This is a genomic window from Mesorhizobium sp. M7D.F.Ca.US.005.01.1.1, from assembly GCF_003952545.1.
Classification (GTDB): Bacteria; Pseudomonadota; Alphaproteobacteria; order Rhizobiales; family Rhizobiaceae; genus Mesorhizobium; species Mesorhizobium loti.
In genome coordinates this window covers 3104406-3129058 of record NZ_CP034453.1, presented here as the reverse complement: position 1 = coordinate 3129058, position 24653 = coordinate 3104406, and the positions used below count along the sequence as shown (strand labels likewise).

The following is a 24653-nucleotide window of genomic DNA, read 5'->3' as shown; positions in this document are numbered from 1 at the left end:
TCGTGTGCCGGCTGCCGCGAACGCACCGGATCGAAGTCGCAACTTCGGATGCACGCGTGGCAGAAATCGCGCCCGCCTGGGCGGCGCTCTGGCAACGCGCCGGCGGCCTCGTTTTCCAGCATCCGGACTGGATCTCGGCGTGGTGGCGCACGACGCCGCATCAGGATCGGCGTGGCCTCAGGATCGGGTTGGTCTGGAGCGACGAGCGGCTCGTGGCCGTCATTGCGCTCGCGACCTTCAGACGCTCGGGTATCCGCGTCCTGGAATGGGCGGCGAAGGACCACTGCGATTATGGCGATGTCCTGCTTGCCCCCGATTGCGACCCGCAGATCCTGCGGCAGCTCTGGCAACGCATCCTCGACGATGGCGGCTTCGACCTTGTCTATCTGAATCGTCTTTTGCCCGATGCCCGATTGCCGGCCCTGCTCGGTCCCGCCGCCCCAGGCCGCGGTACGATCTTGCAGCCAAATCACCGCAGCGAGGTCAGCTATCGTGTCGCTGGCGCCTGGCAAGGCGGCGCGCAATGGTTCGAAAGCCAATCGAAAAAAGCCCGGCAAAACTATCGCCGTGGCCGCAAATTCATGGAGGAAGGCGGCGCGCTGCGCTTCCGCCTGATGGAAGCGCACGAAGCCCGCGAGCCGGTGCTTGAGCGCGTCGCGGCGCTGAAGCGGCTATGGTTGGCAAAGCACGGCCGCGTTTCGGACCTCTTCGACGAAGGCTCCACCGCTCTGGCAGCACTGGTGTCCGTGCTGGCCGGGCTCGGATTGCTGCGCATCTTCGTGCTCGAACGCGAAAACGAGATCATCGCCATCTCGATCAATTTCGAGCAGCATGGAACGATGATGGCTTTCGTCACAACCTATGACCCGGCCTTCGAGCGTGCCTCGCCGGGCATGGTCCTGATGATGGATTACATCCAGTGGTCGCTTGACCGGGGCTTGACCACGGTCGACTTTCTCTGCGGTGGCGAAGATTTCAAGCGCCGCTTTGCGACGCATTCGGTGACCTTATCGTCGGTGATGGGTGGGCGAAGCCTGCCCGGACGCCTCGCCGCCTTGGCCGACCGCGCCCGCCATGCCACGAAATCCTGGCGCTCCGAGAAACCATCGAAACATGCGGAGCTGGCGGAGGAGTAAGATTGCCATCGCCTGCATGACGGCGAGCACAATGAAAAGGTCGGGCGCAAACCGATCCGATCATACCCTCTTAAGCTGCCTTAGGCCTACTGGCCTCTAATCTAGAAAATGGTTCGCGAAACCTGGCGCTCGACGGCCGGGGACAACCCGTCGTCACGATCCCCAGAAGCTTGCTCACGTGAAGGCTCGGTCGCAACCGCAGGCGCGGAGACAGGGTCCGGCAGGACCACCAATTGCGGCACCTGCTTGTAGGAAAAACCGCCGCGGATGTCGCCCATCTTGCCGGCGACGATGCCCACCGCCGCCTTTTCGAGGCTGCGATCATAGCGCGTTTCGGCGACGGCCGGCGCGACGAGGACGGCGCAAAGCGCTACGCCGCACAGAAGCGCTTTCATTGTTGTTGTCTCCCTGCCTGGCCAATGATCTAGCAGGGCGCCGTTGAAAAAAGGCCAAGAGACACGGTAAGCGAAAAGCCAAACGTCAGCGTAAACAATGCCTTAAGATCGTTGGCCGGCAAACTGATTCAAGTCTTTGAGACTTTGATTCAGGCGCGCTGGGCGCGGGTGCTGTGCCCGAGCGCGACGAAGACCGTGCGCACGATGCCGGCTGCGTCGAGCCCGGCATCGGCATACATCTTCTCGGGCTTGGCGTGGTCGGTGAACGCGTCGGGCAACACCAGCGGGCGCACCTTCAGGCCGCTTTCCAGCAGGCCTTCGTGGGCGAGGAACTGCAGCACATGGCTGGCGAAGCCGCCGACGGCGCCCTCCTCCACCGTCACCAGAACCTCATGCGAGCGGGCCAGCCGGCGGATCAAATCCTCGTCGAGCGGCTTGGCGAAACGGGCATCGGCAACCGTGGTGGAGAGCCCGGCAGCACCCAGCTCCTCGGCGGCGATCAGACAATCCTGCAGCCGCGTGCCAAACGACAGCAGCGCGACCTTGGTGCCTTCCTTGACGATGCGGCCCTTGCCGATTTCGAGAACCGAGCCGCGTTCCGGCATGTCGACGCCGACGCCATTGCCGCGCGGATAGCGGAAGGCGATCGGGCCCTCATCATAGCTCGCCGCGGTGCGCACCATGTGGCGCAGCTCCGCCTCGTCGGCCGCCGCCATGACGACGAAACCCGGCAAGGTCGCCAGGAAGGTGGTGTCGAAGGCGCCGCAATGGGTCGCGCCATCGGCACCGACGAAGCCGGCCCGGTCGATGGGAAAGCGCACCGGCAATTTCTGGATGGCGACATCGTGGACGACCTGGTCGTAGGCGCGCTGCAGGAAGGTCGAATAGATCGCCGCGAACGGCTTGTAGCCTTCGGTGGCAAGGCCGGCGGCGAAGGTCACAGCGTGCTGTTCGGCGATGCCGACATCGAATATCCGCGACGGAAACGCTTCGCCGAACAGGTCGAGGCCGGTGCCGCTCGGCATGGCGGCGGTGACGGCGACGATGCGGTCGTCCTCACGGCCTTCCTGAACCAGGCTTTCGGCGAACACCTTGGTGTAGGCCGGTGCGTTGGCCGGCGCCTTGGCCTGCGCGCCGGTGATGACGTCGAACTTGTTGACGCCATGATATTTGTCGGCGGCGGCTTCCGCCGGCGCGTAGCCCTTGCCCTTCTGGGTCACGACATGGATCAGCACCGGGCCTTCGCCATTGTCGCGGACATTTTTCAGAACCGGGATCAGATGCTCGAGATTGTGGCCGTCGATCGGGCCGATGTGATAGAAACCGAGCTCCTCGAACAGCGTGCCGCCGGTGACGTAGCCGCGTGCATGCTCGACCGCCCTTGTGATCGCACGATCCGCCCGCTTGCCGAGGTAGGACGTCAGTTTCTTGCCGAAATCGCGCAGGCCGATATAGGCCTTGCCCGAGGCCAGACGCGCCAGATAGGCACTCATCGCGCCGGTCGGCGGGGCGATCGACATATCGTTGTCATTGAGGATGACGATCAGCCGTGCATCGAGCGCGCCGGCATTGTTCATCGCCTCATAGGCCATGCCGGCAGACATGGCGCCGTCGCCGATGACGGCGATGACATTGTTGCGGCCGCCGGAGAGGTCACGAGCAGCGGCCATGCCGAGGCCGGCCGAGATCGATGTCGAGGAGTGGGCTGCGCCGAAGGGATCGTACTCGCTCTCGGCGCGGCGGGTGAAGCCGGACAGGCCGCCTTCCTGGCGCAGTGTGTGGATGCGGTCGCGGCGGCCGGTCAGGATTTTGTGCGGATAGGCCTGGTGGCCGACATCCCAGATCAGCCGGTCATCGGGGGTGTTGAAGACATAGTGCAGCGCCACCGTCAGCTCGACCACGCCAAGGCCGGCGCCAAGGTGGCCGCCGGTGCGGGAGACGGCGTCGATCAGCTCGGCGCGAAGCTCGGATGCCAATTGCGGCAGCTCGCTCTCGGCAAGCGTGCGCAGGTCGGCCGGAATGCGGACCTTGTCGAGAAGCGGCGTATGCGGCGTTGCGTTCACGGGTGCTCAGGCTTTCTGTTCATCGGCGGGATAGGCCGCCAGACGGTGAAAGTAAATGCGTGCCAGTGACGCGGACGATCAGGTCCCCTCACCGATTTTCCTCAGCTTTCCGGCAGCGGAATAAACTCCTCCTCATCTCCAGGAACGATATCGAAGCGGCCTGTCTTCCATTCCTGCTTGGCCTGTTCGATGCGCTCCTTCGACGATGAGACGAAATTCCACCAGATGTAACGCTGCGAGCCGAGAGAGGCGCCGCCAAACAGCATGAAATGCGCGCCGGTGTCCGACGACACGACGATCTCGTCGCCTGGCCGAAACACCAGCAGCCGTTCCGCCGGAAAGACGTCACCTGATATCGAGACCTCGCCTTCCAAGGTGTAGATGGCGCGCTCCTCGGCATCGGCCGGGATTTTCACGCTGGCGCCGGGCGCCAGACGCAGGTCGGCATAGAGCGTCTCGGAGTCGGCCCTGACCGGGGATCGCAACCCCTGGAAATCACCAATCACGACGCGCCCGCTGACGCCCTCGGCGTCGATCTCGGGCAGCTGTAGTGCTGCGGTGTTCTCGAACACCGGCGCCACTTCTTCCTTGCCGTCCGGCAGCGCCAGCCATGTCTGCAGGCCGGAGATCGACATCGGCGCGCCACGCAACTCTTCGGGCGTGCGCTCCGAATGGACGATGCCGCGGCCGGCGGTCATCAAATTCACGTCGCCCGGCTGGATGACCATTTCGGTGCCGAGTGAATCGCGATGCCTGATCTTGCCGTCGAACAGATAGGTGACCGTCGACAGGCCTATATGCGGATGCGGACGGACATCGAGCGCCTGGCCGGCGCGCAGGATCGCCGGGCCCATGCGGTCGAAGAAGATGAAAGGCCCGACCAGCCGCCTCTTGGCGGTCGGCAGAGCGCGGCGCACCTGGAAACCACCAATATCCTTGGCGTTGGGGATGACCATCAATTCGATCTGGTCGCTGGCGAAGGCATCGCCGGCCTGTGGGTCGTTTCCGGGGAAGAAGCTCACGAGATGATCTCCTTGTCAGCGGTCAAAGGCCGCCTGGGCGCATCAAGCAAAGCGGATCGCCGACTTTGCTCGTAATTTGGCCGCCACCTGTTCGCGATTGCGAGGATGCTGATGGGTTTCCAAGGAATCGAGCAATTCGCGCGCCGAGGCGGCGATGGCTTCGACGGCGTGGTCGAAAGCATGCTGGTTCTGCTTCGAGGGCCGCGTCGTTCCGCTCAATTTGCGGACAAATTGAAGTGCGGCGTCGAGGACTTCGTCGTTGGTTGCGGGCGGGTCAAAATTGAACAGGGTCTTGATGTTTCTGCACATCGCTTCCGTATCTCCTCTTGTCCTGGAGCGCTTTCAATCGGGACGAACTCTATCCTCAGTCATGATCGTGTCCAAAAGTCGGTGAGACGGCTGCGGCCTCAGTCCGCGTCAAGCGGCTCCGTTCCAACCGGCTTGCCGTCGCGCGACAGCCTGATCTTCTCGACCTTGTCTTCAGCTGCCTTCAGCAGCCGGTCGCAATGTGCCTTCAGCGCCTCGCCGCGCTCATAGATCCTGATCGACTGGTCGAGCGGCACGTCGCCACGCTCCAGATCATCGACGATCTTCTCCAGCGCGTCGAGTGCCTGTTCGAAGCTCATCGCCTTGACGTCTTCGTTGGTCTCACCAGCCATCATTCATCCTTTCATCAGTCGCCCGACATGGGCGGCGACCGAAAATGCCAATCCTTGCAGATCGTAGCCACCCTCGAGCAGGCTGACGAGCCGGTTGCCGCTGTGGCGCGCCGCACGCTGCATCAGCTGGCCGGTCGCCCAGTCGAAATCGTCCTCGGTCAGGTTGATCTCGGCCAGCGGATCGCGATGGTGTGCGTCGAACCCGGCCGAAATGATGATCAGGTCGGGCGCGAAATTATCGAGCGCCGGCAGCACGCGCGAAAGGAAGGCATCGCGAAAGACCTCGCTGCCAGTCTGCGGCGCCAGCGGCGCATTGACGATGTTGCCGGTGCCGGTTTCGCTTTTTGCTCCGGTGCCGGGATAAAGCGGCATCTGATGCGTCGAGCAATAGAGCACCGTTGGATCGTCCCAGAAAATATCCTGCGTGCCGTTGCCGTGATGCACGTCCCAGTCGACGACGGCAACGCGCTCTACACCGTGTTTCTTCTGCGCGTAACGTGCCGCGATCGCTGCGGTGTTGAACAGGCAGAAGCCCATCGCCGTGGTCTTTTCGGCATGGTGGCCGGGCGGCCGGGCGGCGACGAAGACATTGTCGGCGCGACCTGTGAAGACATCGTCGACGGCAGCGTTGGCGGCACCGATCGCGGTGATCGCCGCCTGCCAGCTCTTCGGGCTGGCAGTGGTGTCGGCGTCGATGCGCGCGATCCCTTCGTCGGGAATGGCGGCGCGGACGCGGGCGATAAAATCGGCGGGATGCGCATAGAGGATGGTGGCCTCGTCGCCTTCCGGCGCCTGGACGCGATCGAGCCCGACAAACGCCTCGTCATCGAGCACGCGCTCGATGGCGCGCAAGCGGTCCGGCCGCTCGGGATGGCCGGGCGGCGTGAGGTGCTCAAGGAAGATCGGATGGGTGTAGAGACGAGTGGTCATCGTCCTAATCTAGTGACCCGGATCGACAAAGGCCATGCGCGGGCGGCCGATGGCTGGGGAAAATCACGCCTGCGTCCATTCGTGTCGCTGCGGGCATTGGCGTCCTCAGCGCTTCGGCGTAAGGTCACCGCCACTGCCTGGTGCCCGCCGCAAGCGGGAGAATCGGGAACACGGTTGAACTCCGTGGCGTGCCCAACGCTGTAAGGGGGACCGCGCCGGTAAATGCCACTGTCGATGACGGGAAGGCACCGGACGCGGGTTGATCCCGAGCCAGAAGACCGGCCTGGCAGGCATCGTCATCCGCATGGTCAGGCGGACGACATTGATTGCAATCGCAAGGGGACAAGCGATGCCGGAACACATGACTGCTCCTGTCGGCGACGGATTTGACCAGAACGCGCGCGATGCGGTCTATCGCGCCATGTTCACACGGCGTGACGTGCGCAGCCATTTCCTGCCCACCGCGCTCGACGATGAGGTGCTGGCGCGGCTGCTGCTTGCGGCTCATCACGCGCCGTCGGTCGGCTTCATGCAGCCTTGGAACTTCATCGTCATTCGCGACGCCGGGCGGCGGGAAAAGGTGCGCGACCTGTTCCTGGCAGCACGCGAACAGGAACTGCCGGCGATCGACGAAGAGCGGCAGGCGCTCTACCGCAAGCTCAAGCTGGAAGGCATCTGCGAAAGCGCGCTCAACATCTGTATCACCTGCGACCGGCAGCGTTCGAAGGGTTCGCCGCTGGGACGCTGGCACAATCCGGAGATGGACCTCTACAGCACCGTCTGCGCGGTCCAGAATTTCTGGCTGGCGGCGCGCGCCGAAGGCGTCGGTGTCGGCTGGGTCAGCATCATCGAGGCGCAGGCGCTGAAAAGCCTGCTGTCGATTCCCGAGCATGTGACGCCGGTCGCCTATCTCTGCGTCGGCCGTGTTTCCGAGTTCGCGCCAAAGCCGGACCTCGAAACGCATGGCTGGGGACGGCGGCTGCCGCTGCCCGAGCTGATCATGAGCGAGATTTTTTGCGGCCAGGGTGAGGTGCCGCTGAAGTCAACCGTGGCGCGCCTCAACGCCGTCGATGCCGCTCCGGATCAGCGTGTCGCGCCGGCTGTACCCCAGCGCGAGCCGCCGAAGGAGGCCAGCGCCTTGTCCTTAAGCTCCCTGAACTTCGACGACGCCTCGGCCAGCCGGGCGTCCCAGGCCGGATCAGGCACCTGGCCCTCTATGGTCTTGAAATAGACCTGCATCAGGCAAGCGATGGCGAAAGGCTCGATGAACGCCGCCTTGAAGGCCCAAGCGAAGACGATGGCGAGCACGAAGGCCCAGCCTGCGAGTTGCCCAGGCATCAGGAAAAGAATGGCGCCGGCGGGCGCCAGCATCAGCAGGAAGATAACGAAGGACACGCCCCACATGATGACCGCCAGCCAGACGGCGTTCTTGACCATGACCTTGCCGTTCTGGGCATAGAGCACCACGCCTTGGCGCGCCGTCTCGAACGGCGAGGCTGAATTGATGCGGATGTTGTAGCCGAGGATGATCTCGTCGACATAGGTCAGCGACAGGCGGATCACCGTGTTGATGAAGGAGACCAGGCCGCTCAGGCCCGGAATCGGCAAGAAGGCGGCGATGCCGCCGAGCAGGCCGGTGATGGCGCGGATGGCGCCCTTGACCAGTTGGTCGACGACGAAAAGGATGTTGGCCTCGGCAAAACGCTGGGTCACGATGTCCTTGGCGTAGGCGATCTGGTCCTGGCCGCCGGGAATGTCACGGCCGTCGACCAGATGGACCATGACGGCGATGTGGCCGGCCTTGACGACATAGAGGATATATTCGCGGATCCAGTAGACGGCGATCGAGACGATGCCGAAACCGACCACCCCGCCCCACAAGGCAAAGGACAGCGGCCCGTCGGGATCGGTGGAGATATGGCCGACGCCATAGCCGACGGAGGCGCCGGTACCGGTCGCCATGATGTAGGCCAGCGTGATGCCGAAATAGACGATCATGCGAAAGACAATGAACGGCCAGGTCCGCATCATGATGGACACCGACCTGCCGATATCGAAATCCCACATGCCCCGAATCTCCCTTCAGAGATGGTGGCAGAGGATGAACTCAACCAGGCGATTGTCAATTGCCAGCCGTGGCCTCGGGTCACGGCCGGGACTTCAGTTCGGTTGCGTATCTGGCCTTTTGAGCAGGCCTTCGAGCAGTTGCTTGAACGCCGTCACCACCTTCTTCGAAGTCGCTTCGGGGTCGTTCGAATTGGCGATCCGTTGCGCCGCCTGACTGCTCGCACCGTTGATCAGCCGCGAGGCCGTCTCGGGGTCGAGGCTGGAGACGACAACCCCCTCCTCCTGCAGCGTCGTCAGATGGCCGGCCATTGACGCGATGCACGCATTGGCATTCGGCCATTGTGCCGGATCCCCCAGCACGGCCGGACCATCCCGGAACATGATGCGCTGGATTTCCGGCTCCAGCGCCATCTCGATATAGGTTGTGCATTCGTCGACGAAATGCTGCCAGCGGGTCGGGGCCCTCGCCGCCACTTCGTTCACGCGCGCCGCCATCTCGCCGTCGATTTCTGCGATGACTGCCTGCAGCAATCCCTTCTTGTCGCCAAAATGATGATAGAGCGCGCCGCGCGTCAGCCCGGCCGATGCAGTGAAATCATCCATCGAGGCTTCGGCATAGCCTGTTGTGCCGAAGGCATGGCGGGCGGCCGCGATCAGCTTGGCGCGCGTCTCGGCGATCATCTCCTTGCGGGGCTTATGCATGGCTTCTGGACCCATTCACATACGTTACGTATGCCAATTGACATACGCGACGTATGCTCTATTTAACAGTCATACGCTTCGTATGTAATTGTCGAATCGTCCTTTGTCGAGGAACCACCCATGCAAAATCCCTATTCGGAAATCTTTCGTGCCCCCGGAGCCAAGGGCTTTGCAGCCGCCGGCTTCATGGCGCGCCTGCCGATCGCCATGGCGCCGATCGGCATCGTGGCGATGCTGTCGCAGACGCGCGGCGAATACTGGCTGGCGGGTGCCGTCTCCGCGACATACGCGCTGGCCAACGCTTTCGTTGCGCCGCAGATATCAAGGCTGGTGGATCGCTTGGGCCAGACACGGATCGTGGTGCCCACCACCATCATCTCCGTGCTGGCTTTCGCCGTCCTGATTGCGGCGGCCAACCAAGACTGGCCGGTATGGACGTTGTTTGTGTCGGCGTTGCTGGCCGCCGCCATGCCCAGCATGCCGGCAATGGTGCGCGCGCGCTGGACCGAGATTTTCCGCGGGCGGCCGCAGATGAACACCGCTTTCGCCTTCGAGTCGGCTGCGGACGAGCTGGTCTATATTGCCGGTGCGTCGCTTTCGGTGGGTTTGAGTGCGGCGCTGTTCCCGGAGGCTGGTGTCCTGGTCAGCACGCTGTTCCTCGCCCTTGGCTCGGCGGCCTTTATCCTACAGCGTTCAACCGAACCGCAAGTCCGGCCGGTCAATCATGTCTCGAGCGGCTCGGCAATCCGCCTGCGGCCGGTGCAGATCATCACCTTTGCCCTGATCTTCATCGGCGCGACCTTCGCGACGACGGAAGTGAGCACGGTGGCAATCACCAAGGACCTCGGCGAGCCGGGCGCCGCCAGCCTTGTCATCGGGGTTTATGCGCTGGGATCGTTCGTGCTCGGCCTCGTCGTCGGCGCGCTTAGCCTGAAAGCGCCACTGCAACGCCAGTTGGCCATCGCAGTCGCCCTCGTCGCGCTCGGCACGCTGCTGCCGCTCACCGCCGACACCGTGCCACTGCTGGCGCTGACCGTGTTCATCAGCGGCGTGGCGATCTCGCCGACCTTCATCACCGCCTTCGGCCTGATCGAGCGGCACGTGCCGGAGGCGATGCTGACCGAAGGCATCACCTGGGTCATGACCGGCATCGGCATCGGCATGGCGCTCGGCTCGTTTGCCGCCGGTGCGGTGGTGGATGCGTTCGGCGCCCAGAGCGGGTTCTGGGTCTCGGTGGCTTCAGGCACCATCGCCCTGGCCACAGTGTTGCTTGGCCAGCGCAGCCTTGCCACGCACGAATGCGAACTGGATGGATGCGAAGCAGCAATCCCGGCCGAGTGATAGCCAGGGTATGTTGAGGCCCAGGTCAGGCTGGCCTTACCTGAATATCGACATGCCCTATAGAATCTCGGTCTTGGCGATATGGATGCCAAAACCTTCCAGGCCGACATAGTGGCGTTCGCGCGAGGCGATCAGATTGATCGAGGAGATGCCGAGATCCTTGAGGATCTGCGCGCCGAGCCCGATCTCGCGCCACTCGTTTTCGCGGCGGCGGGCCTCTTCGTGATCCTCGCGGTCGCCGCTCGCCGGCCGTTTGCGCTCCTGATGGGCGACGCCGACGGAGCCTTCTCTGAGATAGACGATGACGCCGCGCCTGCGCTCGCCCATCGACTTCATGATGCCGTCGAGCCGGTGGCTGGTGCCAAAGACATCGGTCACCACATCCTCGGAATGCAGACGCACCGGCACGTCCTCGCCGTCGCGAATGTCGCCGAAGACGATGGCGACGTGATGCATGGAGTCCCAGGGCAGCGTGTAGGTGAAGACCTGCGCCTTGCCGCCGAGCGTGTCGATTTCGGAGCAGGCGACGCGCTCGACCAGCGTTTCCTTGCGTTGCCGGTAGGCGATGAGGTCGGCCACAGAAACCTGCTTCAGGCCATGCTCTTCGGCGAAAGCCTGCACCTGCGGACCGCGCTTGACCGTGCCGTCGTCGTTGACCAGCTCGGAAATGACGCCGACCGGCGGCAGGCCGGCGAGCTTGCACAAATCGACCGCGGCCTCGGTATGGCCAGAGCGCATCAGCACGCCGCCCTCGCGCGCAATCAGCGGGAAGATGTGGCCAGGCCGGACGAAATCCGAACCGCCGACATTGCCGTTGGCAAGATTGCGAACGGTCAGCGTGCGGTCCTCGGCCGAAATGCCGGTGGTGGTGCCATGCTTGAAATCGACGCTAACGGTGAAGGCGGTGGTATGCGCGGAGTCGTTGTCGGCGACCATCGGCGCAAGGTTCAGCCGCTTGGCCTCCTCGCGCGGCATCGGCGTGCAGACGATGCCGGAGGTGTGGCGAACGATGAACGCCATCTTTTCAGGCGTGCAGTGGACGGCAGCGACGATCAGGTCGCCCTCGTTCTCGCGCCCGTCATCATCCATGACGACGACGATCTCGCCGCGTTCGAAAGCGCGCAGGGCTTCGACGATTTTCTTCTGGTCGTAAGGCATGAACGCTCGCTTCGCTCGCAGGGCAGTAGGGGAATAGGGCAGTAAGGCAGTAGGGAAAAGGAAGATTTGGCTGTTTCGGCGGACGGTGTAACATACCGCCTTACTGCCTTACTGCCCTACTCCCTTTCCTGTTTGCCCCCTATGACGCAGATAGTGATCAGCAATCGCGCAGGCAACCATCGCTTCGCCGATCGGCACGGCGCGGATGCCGACGCATGGGTCGTGGCGGCCCTTGGTCATGATCTCGACGTCCTTGCCGTCCTTGTCGATCGACTTTCGCGGCGTCAGGATCGACGAGGTCGGCTTGACGGCGAAACGGGCGACGATTGCCTGGCCGGTCGAGATGCCGCCCAGGATGCCGCCGGCATTGTTGGACAGGAACACCGGCTTGCCGTCATTGCCCATGCGCATCTCGTCGGCATTCTGCTCGCCGGTGATGCGGGCGGCCTCGAAGCCGTTGCCGATCTCGACGCCCTTGACGGCATTGATCGACATCAGGCCCGACGCGATGTCCTGGTCGAGCTTGGCATATATCGGTGCGCCGAGACCGGCTGGAACACCGTCGGCGACGATTTCGATCACCGCACCGACCGAGGATCCCGCCTTGCGGATGCCGTCGAGATACTGCGTGAAGACGGGAACGGAAGCCGGATCGGGGGTGAAGAACGGATTTTCCGCGTCGCCGATGAAATTCCAGTTCCAGTTGGCGCGGTCGATGGATTTTTCGCCCATCGACACCAGCGCGCCGCGCACCACAACGCCGGGCACCACCTTGCGCGCCAGGGCACCGGCTGCCACTCTAGCTGCCGTCTCGCGAGCCGAGGAGCGGCCGCCGCCGCGATAATCGCGGACGCCGTATTTGACGTCATAGGTGTAATCGGCATGGCCGGGCCGGTATTGGCGGGCGATCTCGCCATAATCCTTCGAGCGCTGGTCGACATTCTCGATCAGCATCGACACCGGCGTGCCGGTGGTGATCATCGTCTCGCCATCCTCATCGAGGATAAAACCGGACAGGATCTTGACCTCGTCAGGTTCGCGACGCTGCGTCACGAAACGTGACTGTCCCGGCCGGCGCTTGTCGAGCTCAGCCTGGATGTCTCGCTGAGTAAAGCGGATGCCGGGCGGACAGCCGTCGACCACGCAGCCAAGCGACGGGCCATGGCTTTCGCCCCAGGTGGTGACGCGGAAAAGGTGGCCGAACGTGTTGTGAGACATGAAATGACCCTGCCCGGCAGCGGAGCCGGCTCAAGGTTGCCTTCTATTGGCGTTTTTCACAGGGGTCAAACTGTGATCTGGCGGATTTAGTTTTGACACATTCGGTTGGTTTCTGCTCTGCTCCATCCGCCGTTGAACGCCCGCCGCCATGCCGGTGCAATGATAAAGAGGAACGATTATGCGTACCCTGATTGGCGCCGTTGCCGCCACACTGCTGCTTTCCACCGCCGCTTTCGCCGGCCAGACCGAAGGCCTGATCAAGAAGATCGACAAGGACACGGCGACGCTGACGCTGGATGACGGCAAGTCCTACAAGCTGAACGCCGAGACCGATCTCGACGCGCTGAAGCCGGGCATGGACATCGTCATCGCCTACGATGTGACCAATGGCGAAAACGTCGTCACCGACATGGAACTGCCGGACAGCTCAGCCAATTAGAGCTTCCAACCTCAATTGAATGCAGTGTTTGCCGTTCAGTTTTCGCTGAGCGGCACTGACCAATGGTCTTTACGGTCTAAAGCCACTCCAGACTTTTGCCGTCAAGCTTGAGCAGGCGATCCTGCGGGATTTCCAGGTTCGCTGCCTCGTCCTCAGCCAATCCCAGAACGAAGCGAAACAAGGTGCGCATGACGCCGCCATGGGTCACGCAGATGGTCTGGCGTTCGATCGCGTCGAAGCATGGCCTCACCCGTTCGAGCAGCATCTGGTAACTCTCCGCGCCTTCACCAGGCGGCTGAAAGTTCCATTTGTCCAGCGCTCGCGTCCTGCTTGCTCCGGGATACCGTGTCTCGAGTTCGGGGAAGGTAAATCCCTGCCAATCGCCGAAATTGACTTCAACGAGGCGCGGATCGGTTCGATAGGCACCCGGATCGAGCTTCATGGCGACGCGAATGCGCTGCATCGTTTCGCGCGTCCGTTTCATCGGGCTGGCGACGAAGTCGAATTCCCAGGGATTGTGGACCAGCTCGGCCAGCCGAAGCCCGTTTCCGGACGCCTGTTCGCGGCCGAGAGCGTTGAGATCGGTGTCGGCCTGCCCCTGAAGCCGGAATTCGGCGTTCCACGCGGTCTGGCCGTGGCGCGCGATATAAACCAGCGGGTACATCAGGTCTTCCGGTGCGGGATCGGGACGGACGACGGTTGGCGGGTGCTAGTCCTTGACCGTCGAAATATCGGGCGCATCGACCGCCTTCATGCCGACGACGTGGTAGCCCGAATCGACGTGATGCACTTCACCGGTGACGCCGCGCGACAGGTCGGACAGGAAATAGACGCCGGAATCGCCGACTTCCTCCTGCGTCACCGTCTGCTTCAGCGGCGAATTGTACTCGTTCCACTTCAGGATGTAGCGGAAATCGCCGATGCCGGAAGCGGCCAGCGTCTTGATCGGGCCAGCCGAGATGGCGTTGACGCGGATCTTCTTGGCGCCGAGGTCGACCGCCAGATAGCGCACGCTGGCCTCGAGCGCCGCCTTGGCGACACCCATGACGTTGTAGTGCGGCATCACCTTTTCGGCGCCGTAATAGGTCAGCGTCAGCAACGAGCCGCCATTGGTCATCAGCGCCTCGGCCCGCTTGGCAATGGTGGTGAAGGAATAGACCGAAATGTCCATGGTGCGCAGGAAATTGTCGCGCGTCGTCTCGACATAACGGCCGGTCAGCTCGTCCTTGTCGGAGAAGGCAATGGCGTGGACGAGGAAATCAAGCTTGCCCCAGTGGCTGGCGACATTGGCGAAAACCTCGTCCAGGCTCGCCGGGTCGGTGACGTCGCAATGGCCGGCAACAAAGGCGCCCAGTTCCGCCGCCAGCGGCTCGACGCGCTTCTTGAACGCCTCGCCCTGATAGGTCAGCGCGATCTCGGCACCATGGTCGACGCACGACTTGGCGATGCCATAGGCGATCGATCTGTTGTTGGCGACGCCAAGAATAAGGCCGCGCTTGCCGGCCATTAGGCCCTGTCCACCCGCCATGTGAGCGCTCTCCGCAAGATTTCTGCTTTGTGGAGTGCCCTATCGCACAGGCACAGAGCCCCTTCAAGCGTTCAAACCGGACAGTTCGGGGGACAAAAGCCGTCGATCAGTCTTTTTGGCCGCGCAACAGCGCTTCGAGCGCGCTATCGCCGCCTTCCGGCAGCATGATCCGCACATGGGCGTAGAGATCGCCGTGGCCGCCGGCCTTTTCTGGCAGGCCCCTGCCCTTCAGCCGCAGGACCTTGTCCGAGCTCGACCAGGCCGGAATGTTGACTGCAAGCCTGCCGGTCGGCGTATCGACCGGCACCTTGGCGCCGAGCACCGCATCCGCCAGCGCCACCGGCAGATCGGCGTGCAGGTCGCGGCCCTCGATGCGGTAGCGCGGATGGCGGCGAAGATGGATCTTGACCAGCGCGTCGCCCGGCTGGCCCGGCCCTTGCTCGCCTTGACCCTTCAGCCGGATGGTCTGGCCATCCTCGACATAGGCCGGCAGCTTGACCGCCACCTTGCGACCGTCGGGGAACATCGCCGTCACCTTTTCGGCGGTCGCCGCTTCCTCGATGGTGACGTCGAGCGTCACGTTCAGATCGGCTGATGTCGCCGGCTGGCGGCGGTCGCCCGCGCCTGGCCCGCGCGCGCCCGAAAAGGCATCGCCGAAAATCTGGCTGAAGATGTCGCTGTTGCCGTCGAACGGATCGCCGCCGGGACGCCCTGAGCGGAATTCGAATCGCGAACCGCCCGGACCTTGCTGCCGGCGGAACCCGCCGAAGGGATCGCCGCCACCGGCTGCGCCCTCAAAGCCCTGGAATCGCGGCTTGCCGTCGGCGTCGATCTCGCCGCGATCGAAAGCGGCACGATTCTTCTCGTCGCCGACGATCTCGTAGGCCTGGTTGGCCGCGGCAAAACGGTCCTTCGCCTTGGGATCATTCGGATTTTGGTCCGGATGATGCTTCTTGGCGAGTTTCCGGTATGCCGATTTTATGTCCTTGGCCGATGCGTTCTTGGCAACGCCCAGCACCTCATAGGGGTCGCGCATGCTTACTGCCCTGGAGAAGAGTTGAGTCTCTGGTTGCCTCCTATATGCGCTCGCATAGGAAGAAATTCCAGTGCTGGAGCAGCATATCAAAGGCGGAAAATCAGCGCCTGATCCGAAAGTCGGCGGCTGAGGATTGGTGAGGGATTTTTGTCGAGCCGGAAGAAGCCGATCGCAGCCGGGATGTCGGCAAGGTTGGCGACGTACCCGGCGGCGAAAGGACCCGCCGAGCCGACCCGATCGACTTTCGGATCAGGCTCAGAGCGCCTTGAAGTCCTGCATGCGCCAGCCGCCGGCGCTGGCCAAGCACAGCTCGCCTTCGAACATGGCAACGCCATCAAAGCTTTCGCGCGAGGCCTTGAAGCGACGGCATGTCTGGCCGTTGTCCTTCAATTCCGCCAGCCCGGTGATGGAGCCGCGTGACCCCGTACCGGCATTGGCCCACGGCACGGCCTGTCCGCCGAGTTGCTCGATGTCGACCGAGGACACGGCGTTGCCGATCGTCGTCTGGTCGGAGTCGCGATCCGAACTGGCCGGTGTCGCCGAGACCGATGTGCTGCTGGTCAGGATCGAGCGGTCGACTTCGGCCTTTTCCAGGCTGAAGCCACCGGCGCCGCAGGCGGCAAGCGGCAAGGCGACTGCCACGATCACGGCTTTCGTGCTGGCCGAAGCGATAACGCCCCATTGCCTGCTGTCAAAAGCTTGCGCGATACGCGACAATCGGCAACCTCCCCTGCTCCCGTGACAATTTGAGAAAAACTATGAGTGACACAGAGTTAACAAGCAGTGACTTTACCGAGGCAGCCGAGCCGTTTCGTCTCTTTGCCGCATGGCTGGACGACGCCACGAAAAGCGAGCCGAACGACCCCAACGGCGTGGCGCTGGCGACCGTCGATGCCGACGGCATGCCGGATGTGCGTATGGTGTTGCTCAAGGGCTTCGATGAAGGCGGGTTTGTCTTCTACACGAATTTCGAGAGCGCCAAGGGCCAGGAGATTCTTGGCAGCATGAAGGCGGCGATGTGCTTCCATTGGAAATCGCTGCGCCGGCAAGTGCGCATTCGCGGCCCGGTGGAGATCGTCAGCGACGCCGAAGCCGATGCCTACTATGCGACGCGGCCGCGCGGCAGCCGCATCGGCGCCTGGGCCTCGAAACAGTCGCGCCCGCTGGAAAGCCGCTTTGCGCTGGAAAAGGCGGTGGCCGAATACACCGCACGCCACGCGATCGGCGAGATCCCGCGGCCAAAGCACTGGTCGGGCTTCCGCATCGTGCCGCAGACGATCGAATTCTGGCACGACAGGCCGTTCCGGCTGCATGACCGTGTCGTCTTTTCCCGCGATGCGAAAGGCGGCTGGGACAAGACGAGGCTTTATCCCTGAAGGAAAGGCTCAGGCCTTTTTTCTCGTCATGAACGCCGTGAGTGCTGCGCGCGCCTCATCGGATTTCAGCCGCTCACGGAAATGCTCGCTTTCCTCGCCGATGCGGGCGACGAGGTCGTCGCGCGAGCCGCGCATCAGGTCGCGGGCGATCTTCAGCGCTTGCGGCGGCTTGGCCGCGATCTGGCCGGCAGCCGCCAAGACCGAGGCTTCAAGCGCTGCTTCCTCGACCACCTCGTAGATCAAGCCGGCAGCCTTCGCGCGCTCGGCCGATAAGCCCTCGCCGAGACCGAGCAGCGCGAAAGCAGCTTGCTGTCCCAGGATCCGCGGCGCCAGAAGGCTCGATCCCGCCTCGGGCACCAGGCCGAGATCGACGAACGGCGTCCTGAAGACGGTGCGCTGCGTGGCGAAAGTCAGGTCGCAATGCAGGTTGAGCGTCGTGCCGATGCCGACCGCGATGCCATCGACGCCGGACACGATGGGTTTTTCGACCCTGGCCAGCGCCATCAGGAAATCCCAGACCTCGGTGCCGCCATCGCCGCCGGTGGCGACAACCATGAAATCGGCAAGGTCGTTGCCGGAGGAGAAGGCGCCGGACACACCAAGGAACACATGGACGCGGATCGCAGGATCGGCGTCACCTTCGGCAAGAGCAGCCGACATTTTCGCATACATGGCGCGCGTCAGCGCGTTCTTCTTGTCCGGCCGGTTCATACGGATGATCTGGATGGCGCCCTGGCGCTCGACGAGGATGTGGTCTGTCACGGTCTTTTCCTTGTGAACGTCAGGCTGAAATCAGCGTTTTGCCGGCAACGGCAAGACTCTCGGCGCCATCGACAACGCGCTCCTTCAAGGCACTGACCTCGCCGAGCAGGTTTTCGGCGAAGAAGCGGCAAAGCGCGATGCGGTTGTGATCGGCAAGCGCGCCCTGCGCCAGATAGGCGCCGCCGGCGGCAAGCGAGATCAGCCTGAGATAGGGCGTCGCACCCGCCAGCGCCTCGTCCGGCCGGCCGTCGGCCGCCAGTTTCTGCAGGAAACGGGTCGCTTGCGTCAGATCGCCAAACACTGCGTCGAGAGCATCGGCAGTACGGCCGAAACCCTCGAGATTCGATGTCCGTACGGCATTGGCGACCACAGCAAGTTCGGCGATATAGCCATGCACATGGTCGCCGCCGCCGAGCGGCAGCTTGCGCATCACCAGATCGACCGCCTGGATGCCGTTGGTGCCTTCGTAGATCGGCGCGATGCGCGCGTCGCGATAGAAGGCGGCCGCGCCCGTCTCTTCGATAAAGCCCATGCCGCCATGCACCTGGACCCCGAGCGAAGCAACGTCGACACCGACGTCGGTCGAGAAAGCCTTGGCCAGCGGCGTCAGCAGATTGGCACGGTCGCGCCAGTGCGCCGCCTCATCGCCGTCCGAGACGCGCGCCAGGTCGATGGCGTGGGCACAAGAATAGCTGATCGCCCGCGCGATCTGCGTCAGCGCCTTCATGGTCAGGAGATTGCGCTGCACGTCGGGGTGATGGACGATGGGCGCCATGCCGGCACCAGCGTAGCTTGCCGCCTTGCCTTGCCGGCGCTCATTGGCATAGGCGATTGCCTTCTGCGTCGCGGCCTCGGCGACCGCGACCCCCTGCATGCCGACACAAAGCCGCGCATTGTTCATCATCGTGAACATGCAGGCGAGGCCCTTGTTCTCCTCGCCGATCAGCCAGCCGACGGCGCCCGGCTTGGCGCCCTGGAAACCATCGCCATAGATCATGGTGCAGGTCGGTGAGGCATGGATGCCGAGCTTGTGCTCGAGGCCGGAACAGAAGACGTCGTTGCGCGCCCCCAGCGAGCCATCGTCGCCGACCAGGAATTTCGGCACCAGGAACAGCGAGATGCCGCGCGTGCCGACAGGTGCATCGGGCAGTCGCGCCAGAACCAGATGGATGATGTTGTCGGTAAAATCGTGCTCGCCATAGGTGATGAAGATTTTCTGGCCGAAGATGCGGTAGCTGCCGTCACCGGCCGGCTCGGCGCGGGCGCGCAAGGCGGCGAGGTCCGAACCGGCCTGCGGCTCGGTCAGGTTCATCGTGCCCATCCATTCGCCCGACACGAGCTTTTCGAGATATTTCGCCTTGAGGTTTTCGGAGGCGTGTTTGTCGAGCGCTTCGACCGCGCCCATGGTCAGCGTCGGGCCGATGCCGAAGGCCATGGCGGCGGAGTTCCACATTTCGAGCGCGGCAACGCCGAGCATGGTCGGCAGCGCCTGGCCGCCATAGGCTTCAGGCCCGGACAGCGCGTTCCAGCCGCCGTCGATCCAGCGGCGATAGAGTTCCTTCCAGCCGGGCGGTGTGGTGACGGCGGCGTCCTTCAGCACAGCACCTTGCTGATCGCCGATCTTGTAGAGCGGTGCGACCTCTTCGGTGGCGAAGCGGCCGGCCTCGCCCAGAACGGCATCGACCAGATCCTCACCTAGATCGCCGAACCTGCCGGCATCAAGCGCCGACTTCATGCCGGCCACGTGCTTGAGCGTGAACGCGATATCCTCGACCGGTGCCCGATACATGCCGCTCACTCCTCCTGATGCATCGGCCCTGCCAACCCTAGAGTTAGTGCCGCTGCAAAACCATCCGCCCTTTTGGGGTCTCCCATCTTCTTTTTACGTAAACGTCAAATTTTGTCACGCGGATTTTGCAATCGCGGCGGCACGTATTAAATTCAATCGACGCCGGATCAAATCAACCGGTGACAGATCAGAACCAGCAGACCGGAACCCGTGCCATGCTTGCCAGACCCGACACCTATCGCTGCATCGAATGCGGCCTGCCCTATCGAGCGGAAGGGTTCTGCTACCATGAGGGCAGACTGGAACACGGTGCCGCCTACTGGTCGGATCGCGGCATATTGTGTTCACCGCAATGCTCCCTCGCCCACCACCGTAAACGCGCCGCCGAAGGCACGCTGCGGCAGGAGCCTGCGCCGGACCCGTTTGAATTCTAGCCGCTGATGCGACGCCAGCTTTCCTGACGCCGGCCCCCGAAAGCAAATCCTTAACCATAGCGGTTCAGCATCTACCTTTGATCAACGGGGATTCCCTGTTTGAAAAGGACGGCGCGGCTCCTTCGCCGCACAGCGCTTCTCGCACTCGCGGCGACGATGGCGCTGTCGACGGCGGCAAAGGCCTCGGATTTTTCCGAGCCGTGGAAGAACGCTGACCGCGCCCTCATCGTCGATGCCTATGAATACAATTCCATCGACTGGGACCAGCTCGCCACCGACAAGCGGGTCGTCGGCTTCATCAACAAGGCGTCCGACGGCATGCCGCCGCCCTATTTCTGTTTGGGTGACGACACTGAGGTGAAGCTCTGCAAGGCGCTATGGAAACGCCATGCGGTGACGCGCGAACTGTTCCAGACGCGCCGGGTGGTTGCCAAGGCGCTCGGAATGAAATGGGGAGCCTATCACCTTGCCCGTCCCGGCAATCCGGTCGAGCAGGCCAATAATTTCCTCGATTTCGCCGAGCCCGCACCGGACGATCTCATGGCTCTCGACATCGAAGGCAATGATCCCTCGCAATGGATGTCGCTCGACGATGCCGAGGAGTTCGTGCGCCAGGTGCATCGGCGTATCGGACGTTTCCCGGTGCTCTACACCAACGGCAAGACGGCCCAGTACATTGCCGACAACAGCTACCGATACCGGCTCCTGTCGCGGTTGCCGCTCTGGTATGCGCGCTACAAGTCCGACATCGACGTGCATTTTCCGATGGGCAACTGGCAAGGCTACGCACTGTGGCAGTTTTCGGCGCAAGCCAATTGCGGCCGTTTCCGCTGCCCTTACAGGGTTGCCGGCACGCCTAACGACATCGACGTGAATGTCGCGCCGACAGACGCCGCCACACTGCGAGCGCAATGGCCGTTCGGTGGGCTCATCGATGTGCCGCCCGACTATCTCGCCTCGATACCGCTGCCGGTCTCACGCGAGGCCGGCCTCGCCGGCAATGTCACCATCACCTACGCGTCTGTGGCCGCACCGCCGACTTTCGAGGAGATGGTTGCAGCGCTGGGCACACGCTGGTCGCGTTTCCGCGACGGCTTCCGCATGCCAGTGGTGAAGACGGTGCCGCGACGGCCGGGCTTCGGCATTGTCCAATATGTCGCCTGGAAGCGGACCGAGCAGCGTTCGCCCGCGCAACTCGACGCCGCCTTTGCCGCCGCCGATCCGCTCAGCACCGCTTCGACCGAGATCGATCGCGGTTTGCGGTAAGCCAATACGGAACTTCAGTTTCCCTGTTCGCGTGCCACGGCCTGCCAGCCGATGTCACGGCGGCAGAACCCGTCCGGCCAGTCGATGAGGTCGAGCGCGGCATAGGCCCGCGCCTGCGCCTCGCCGACCGTGGCGCCTGATGCCGTGACGTTGAGGACGCGGCCGCCATTGGCGACCAGCGCGCCGCCATTGATGGCGGTGCCGGCGTGGAAGATCTGGACGCCATCGCTCGCCGCCTGCTCGACGCCACGGATCACGGAGCCTTTTTCCGGCGTGCCGGGATAGCCCCTCGCCGCCATCACCACGGTCAGTGCGGCCTCGTCGCGCCAGCGTATGGAAGTGTGCGCCAGCTGACCGTCCACGGCGGCGTTGAGCAGGACCAGCAGATCGTCCTTCAGCCGCATCACCAGCACCTGGCATTCCGGGTCGCCGAAACGGGTGTTGTATTCGATCAGCTTCGGGCCTTTGTCCGTGATCATCAGCCCGGCGAACAGCACGCCGGAGAAAGGCGCGCCAAGTTCCGCCATGCCGCGCATGGTTGGCTCGATGATCTCGCGCATGGTGCGCTCGACCAGTTCCGGCGTCATCACCGGGGCCGGCGAATAGGCGCCCATGCCGCCGGTGTTGGGGCCGGTGTCGCCATCGCCGACCCGCTTGTGGTCCTGCGCGGTGCCGAAGGGCAGCGCGGTGGTGCCGTCGCAGAGGCAGAAGAAACTCGCCTCCTCGCCGGTCATGAACTCCTCGACCACAACTTCCGCGCCGGCCGCGCCGAAGGAACCGTCGAAACAGGCATCAAGTGCTGCCCGCGCCTCGTCCAGTGTCATGGCGACGGTCACGCCCTTGCCAGCGGCGAGGCCATCGGCCTTGATGACAATCGGCGCGCCGGTCTTTTCGAGATAGGCTTTGGCGGAGGCCAGATCACTGAACCGGCCATAGGCGGCGGTCGGGATGTTGGAGCGGGCGCAGAGATCCTTGGTGAAACCTTTCGAACCCTCCAGCTGTGCCGCAGCCTTTGAGGGTCCGAAAACGCGGATGTCCTGCGCTCGCAGATCGTCGGCAATGCCGGCGACCAGCGGCCCTTCCGGGCCGACGACGACGAGGTCGATTTCTTTCTCCCGGCAGAACGCGGCTACAGCGGCATGGTCGGCTATATCCAATTTCACCAGTTCCGCTTCGCTGCCGATGCCAGGATTGCCGGGAGCGGCATAGAGCCTGGTCAGCAGCGGCGATGCGGCGATCTTCCAGGCGAGCGCATGTTCGCGGCCGCCGGAGCCGAGAAGAAGAACGTTCATGGCCACCTCTTGATGCCGACTATCCCTTAGAGCACCCGCTATTGCTCTCTGGACGATGGGTCAAGACATCAGGGCGTTTTGAGCCGAATTGCGCACGGGAACGTTATCCCCGGCCGAAAATGGGCGCCGAATACCGGCGCCCATTTTCTGGCTCCCGCTCAGCCCTGGTAGACCACTGGAAACCAGTCCTCGCGCAGCCTCTCGCCCGGCTGCATGCCATGGCCGTGATAGGGCGGTGAGGTACGCCCCGGCCGCTCGACATAGCGGGCATCGTCACCGACCCAGCGCAGCGACAGCGCCCGGCGTCGCGCCGCGGTCAGGTTGCCACGCGCGCCATGCGCGGTCCTGAAGTCGAACAGAATGGCGTCGCCCGGCTCCATTTCCCATTCGAGCACTTTCAGCGACGGATCGTTGTCGGGATCGGGCACCGGCAGATAGTCGCCCTCGCCGGCATAGAAATTGCTGTCGTCGAGCCAGCGCACCGGCAGGATCATCTTGTCCCATTTGTGCGAACCAGCGATCAGCCGCAGCGTCGCTTCCTTCACCGGGTCGATGGGTATCCAGAAGCTCACGGTCTGCTGGCCATCGACGAAGTAATACGGAATGTCCTGATGCCAGGGCGTCGGCTTTTGCGTGCCGGGTTCCTTGACCAGCACATGATCGTGGAAGAACTGCGCGGTGCGCGACTGCATCACCGCCGCCGCCAGTTCGGCGGCGGGCGAGTCCCGCACCACGCTGACGAATTCGGGAATGCGCTCCCAGTTGCAGTAGTCGTCGAAGAAACTGCCGCGACCGTTGGCGATGTCGGATGCGGTGGCGCTGCGGTTCTGAATGTTGCGTTCGATGCCGGCGGCAATCGTGTCGACCCAGCCCTTGAAGGCGCCGCGAATGCAGACAGCACCGTCACGCTGATAGTCGGCAATCACGCCCGCATCGATGGCGGAGGCGTCGGGGGTGTGGGTGGCAGCTTGGGAACCCATGGCGTTCTCCTCTTGGAATGAACCGACTATCGCAACCCTCTTTCATTCAGTAAAATAATAACTTTCCATTTGGTACATAGGACGGCCCTATGAATGTGACCCTCACCCAATTGCGTTATCTTGTCGCCGTGGCGCGTCACGGCAGCGTCACCGGGGCGGCGAAGGTGCTGAACGTTTCGCAGCCGTCGATTTCGGTGGCCATCGACGCCGTCGAAAAGAATTTTGGCCAGAAGCTGTTCGTCCGCCAGCGGGGAAGCGGCGTGTCGCCGACATCGTTCGGCCGCGCCGTCGTGGCCAAGGCAAGGCAGGTTCTCACCGAAACGGACGAACTCATCGACCTGGGCTCAAGTAAATCGGCTGTCAGCGGAGAGCTGGTGTTGGGATGCTTCGAGGACCTGGCACCGTTCTTCGCGCCGGCGCTGCTGCGCGCCTTCTCCGAACGCTATCCAGCCGTCAAGGTCGTCGTTCGCGACGAGACGTTCGAGACGCTTGGGCGGCGGCTCGGCGACGCGGCCATCGATCTCGGCCTCACCTATGATCTCAGCCTGCCGACGCATTTCGCTCGCATCCTGCTGCGCGAACTTCGCCCGCATGCGCTGTTGCCGGCAGGCCATGCCCTGGCGGACCGGCCAACGGTCAGCCTTGCCGATCTGGCCGCCTATCCACTGATCACCACGGACCAGCCGCACAGCTGGCAGCACATGCTCGACCTGTTCCGCGGCCGCGGCCTGTCGCCAGTGGCTGATACGACGACAAGCTCGTTCGAACTGCAGCGCAGCATGGTCGCCAACGGTTTCGGCGTCGCGGTCAGCTATACCCGCCCGCACGGTGACCGCAGCTATGACGGCCTGCCGCTCATCTGCAAGCCCCTGTCGGATCCGCTGCCCATGCAGCGGATCTTGCTCACCTACGACACGCATCAGCGTGTGTCGAATGCGGCACTGTCCTTCATCGACGTGGCCAAGGGTTGGTTCGCCACCCGCGACATCTTTGCCTCGTGAAAGGCTGACGGTCGCCGCTTCTCCTCTTGCCGCTTGACGGTTTCCGCCGCTGCTGCCAC

25 protein-coding genes, 1 pseudogene and 1 riboswitch are annotated in these 24653 nt (G+C 63.4%); of the genes and pseudogenes, 8 read left to right on the top strand and 18 right to left on the bottom strand.

Features of this window, described 5'->3' with window-relative positions; genetic code table 11:
• Window positions 1-56 precede the first annotated feature (56 nt).
• Complete coding sequence (locus EJ076_RS14915) at window positions 57-1136, top strand: GNAT family N-acetyltransferase (RefSeq protein WP_245463051.1); 1080 nt, start codon at window positions 57-59, stop codon at window positions 1134-1136.
• Window positions 1137-1237: 101 nt separating this feature from the next.
• Here EJ076_RS14915 and EJ076_RS14910 read toward each other — a convergent pair whose 3' ends face one another.
• The 6 genes from EJ076_RS14910 to EJ076_RS14885 all read right to left on the bottom strand — a co-directional run bounded on the left by EJ076_RS14910 (window position 1238) and on the right by EJ076_RS14885 (window position 6205).
• Window positions 1238-1531 carry a hypothetical protein gene (locus EJ076_RS14910; protein ID WP_126068392.1) on the bottom strand — a complete coding sequence of 98 codons (294 nt, stop codon included), beginning with the start codon at window positions 1529-1531 and terminating at the stop codon, window positions 1238-1240.
• Window positions 1532-1680: 149 nt separating this feature from the next.
• A complete protein-coding gene (gene dxs / locus EJ076_RS14905; RefSeq protein WP_126068391.1) occupies window positions 1681-3594 on the bottom strand; it encodes a 1-deoxy-D-xylulose-5-phosphate synthase in 1914 nt (637 codons plus the stop codon).
• A gap of 101 nt (window positions 3595-3695) precedes the next feature.
• Complete coding sequence (locus EJ076_RS14900) at window positions 3696-4616, bottom strand: pirin family protein (RefSeq protein ID WP_126068390.1); 921 nt, start codon at window positions 4614-4616, stop codon at window positions 3696-3698.
• 42 nt (window positions 4617-4658) lie between these two features.
• A complete protein-coding gene (locus tag EJ076_RS14895) occupies window positions 4659-4925 on the bottom strand; it encodes a DUF2277 domain-containing protein (RefSeq protein ID WP_126068389.1) in 267 nt (88 codons plus the stop codon).
• Window positions 4926-5023: 98 nt separating this feature from the next.
• Window positions 5024-5275 carry an exodeoxyribonuclease VII small subunit gene (locus EJ076_RS14890; RefSeq protein WP_013532792.1) on the bottom strand — a complete coding sequence of 84 codons (252 nt, stop codon included), beginning with the start codon at window positions 5273-5275 and terminating at the stop codon, window positions 5024-5026.
• 3 nt (window positions 5276-5278) lie between these two features.
• On the bottom strand, window positions 5279-6205 hold the full coding sequence (locus EJ076_RS14885; RefSeq protein WP_109662226.1) for a histone deacetylase family protein: 927 nt from the start codon (window positions 6203-6205) through the stop codon (window positions 5279-5281).
• A 121-nt stretch (window positions 6206-6326) separates the two neighbouring features.
• A riboswitch (cobalamin riboswitch) is annotated at window positions 6327-6507 on the top strand.
• Between the two features lie 2 nt (window positions 6508-6509).
• Here EJ076_RS14885 and bluB point away from each other — a divergent pair.
• Window positions 6510-7184: pseudogene (gene bluB / locus EJ076_RS35780) on the top strand (5,6-dimethylbenzimidazole synthase); the annotation flags it as partial.
• 104 nt (window positions 7185-7288) lie between these two features.
• Here the strand turns inward: bluB and EJ076_RS14875 are convergent.
• Both EJ076_RS14875 and EJ076_RS14870 read right to left on the bottom strand, forming a co-directional pair.
• A complete protein-coding gene (locus EJ076_RS14875; RefSeq protein ID WP_245463050.1) occupies window positions 7289-8272 on the bottom strand; it encodes a hypothetical protein in 984 nt (327 codons plus the stop codon).
• A 93-nt stretch (window positions 8273-8365) separates the two neighbouring features.
• Window positions 8366-8974, bottom strand: a complete 609-nt coding sequence (locus tag EJ076_RS14870) for a TetR/AcrR family transcriptional regulator (RefSeq protein ID WP_126068387.1) — start codon at window positions 8972-8974, stop codon at window positions 8366-8368.
• Window positions 8975-9094: 120 nt separating this feature from the next.
• Here EJ076_RS14870 and EJ076_RS14865 point away from each other — a divergent pair, with 120 nt between their 5' ends.
• A complete protein-coding gene (locus EJ076_RS14865; protein ID WP_126068386.1) occupies window positions 9095-10315 on the top strand; it encodes an MFS transporter in 1221 nt (406 codons plus the stop codon).
• A 57-nt stretch (window positions 10316-10372) separates the two neighbouring features.
• Here the strand turns inward: EJ076_RS14865 and ribB are convergent, their stop codons facing one another.
• The gene (gene ribB, locus EJ076_RS14860; RefSeq protein ID WP_109662220.1) at window positions 10373-11473 is read right to left on the bottom strand and encodes a 3,4-dihydroxy-2-butanone-4-phosphate synthase; all 1101 of its coding nucleotides are present in this window, start codon (window positions 11471-11473) and stop codon (window positions 10373-10375) included.
• Window positions 11474-11581: 108 nt separating this feature from the next.
• Entirely contained in the window at window positions 11582-12691 is a 1110-nt protein-coding gene (aroC, locus tag EJ076_RS14855) for a chorismate synthase (RefSeq protein ID WP_109662217.1), read from the bottom strand.
• A 178-nt stretch (window positions 12692-12869) separates the two neighbouring features.
• Here aroC and EJ076_RS14850 point away from each other — a divergent pair, with 178 nt between their 5' ends.
• A complete protein-coding gene (locus EJ076_RS14850) occupies window positions 12870-13130 on the top strand; it encodes a DUF1344 domain-containing protein (protein ID WP_109662215.1) in 261 nt (86 codons plus the stop codon).
• Window positions 13131-13206: 76 nt separating this feature from the next.
• Here EJ076_RS14850 and EJ076_RS14845 read toward each other — a convergent pair whose 3' ends face one another.
• From EJ076_RS14845 to EJ076_RS14830, 4 genes are all read right to left on the bottom strand, one after another.
• Entirely contained in the window at window positions 13207-13794 is a 588-nt protein-coding gene (locus EJ076_RS14845; RefSeq protein WP_109662213.1) for a histidine phosphatase family protein, read from the bottom strand.
• Between the two features lie 45 nt (window positions 13795-13839).
• Entirely contained in the window at window positions 13840-14658 is an 819-nt protein-coding gene (gene fabI / locus EJ076_RS14840) for an enoyl-ACP reductase FabI (RefSeq protein ID WP_109662211.1), read from the bottom strand.
• 106 nt (window positions 14659-14764) lie between these two features.
• Window positions 14765-15694, bottom strand: a complete 930-nt coding sequence (locus EJ076_RS14835; protein WP_126068385.1) for a J domain-containing protein — start codon at window positions 15692-15694, stop codon at window positions 14765-14767.
• Window positions 15695-15949: 255 nt separating this feature from the next.
• Window positions 15950-16411, bottom strand: coding sequence for an RT0821/Lpp0805 family surface protein (locus EJ076_RS14830; RefSeq protein WP_126068384.1), 462 nt, complete (start codon window positions 16409-16411; stop codon window positions 15950-15952).
• A gap of 41 nt (window positions 16412-16452) precedes the next feature.
• Here EJ076_RS14830 and pdxH point away from each other — a divergent pair, with 41 nt between their 5' ends.
• Window positions 16453-17070, top strand: coding sequence for a pyridoxamine 5'-phosphate oxidase (gene pdxH, locus EJ076_RS14825; RefSeq protein ID WP_109662205.1), 618 nt, complete (start codon window positions 16453-16455; stop codon window positions 17068-17070).
• A gap of 9 nt (window positions 17071-17079) precedes the next feature.
• On the opposite strand, the gene EJ076_RS14820 is transcribed toward pdxH, so the two are convergent.
• Window positions 17080-17832: a crotonase/enoyl-CoA hydratase family protein gene (locus EJ076_RS14820; protein WP_126068383.1), complete on the bottom strand. Its 753-nt coding sequence runs from the start codon at window positions 17830-17832 to the stop codon at window positions 17080-17082.
• A 19-nt stretch (window positions 17833-17851) separates the two neighbouring features.
• A complete protein-coding gene (locus EJ076_RS14815) occupies window positions 17852-19621 on the bottom strand; it encodes an acyl-CoA dehydrogenase (protein ID WP_126068382.1) in 1770 nt (589 codons plus the stop codon).
• Window positions 19622-19836: 215 nt separating this feature from the next.
• On the opposite strand from EJ076_RS14815, the gene EJ076_RS14810 reads away from it, so the two are divergent.
• Together EJ076_RS14810 and EJ076_RS14805 are read left to right on the top strand one after the other, a co-directional pair.
• Window positions 19837-20055, top strand: coding sequence for a hypothetical protein (locus EJ076_RS14810; protein ID WP_126071060.1), 219 nt, complete (start codon window positions 19837-19839; stop codon window positions 20053-20055).
• A 156-nt stretch (window positions 20056-20211) separates the two neighbouring features.
• Entirely contained in the window at window positions 20212-21321 is a 1110-nt protein-coding gene (locus tag EJ076_RS14805; protein WP_126071059.1) for a glycoside hydrolase family 25 protein, read from the top strand.
• Between the two features lie 14 nt (window positions 21322-21335).
• Here the strand turns inward: EJ076_RS14805 and purD are convergent, their stop codons facing one another.
• Together purD and EJ076_RS14795 are read right to left on the bottom strand one after the other, a co-directional pair.
• Complete coding sequence (gene purD, locus EJ076_RS14800) at window positions 21336-22613, bottom strand: phosphoribosylamine--glycine ligase (RefSeq protein WP_126068381.1); 1278 nt, start codon at window positions 22611-22613, stop codon at window positions 21336-21338.
• 158 nt (window positions 22614-22771) lie between these two features.
• The gene (locus EJ076_RS14795; RefSeq protein WP_126068380.1) at window positions 22772-23593 is read right to left on the bottom strand and encodes a phytanoyl-CoA dioxygenase family protein; all 822 of its coding nucleotides are present in this window, start codon (window positions 23591-23593) and stop codon (window positions 22772-22774) included.
• An 89-nt stretch (window positions 23594-23682) separates the two neighbouring features.
• Here EJ076_RS14795 and EJ076_RS14790 point away from each other — a divergent pair, with 89 nt between their 5' ends.
• Window positions 23683-24594, top strand: coding sequence for a LysR family transcriptional regulator (locus EJ076_RS14790; RefSeq protein ID WP_126068379.1), 912 nt, complete (start codon window positions 23683-23685; stop codon window positions 24592-24594).
• Window positions 24595-24653 lie beyond the last annotated feature (59 nt).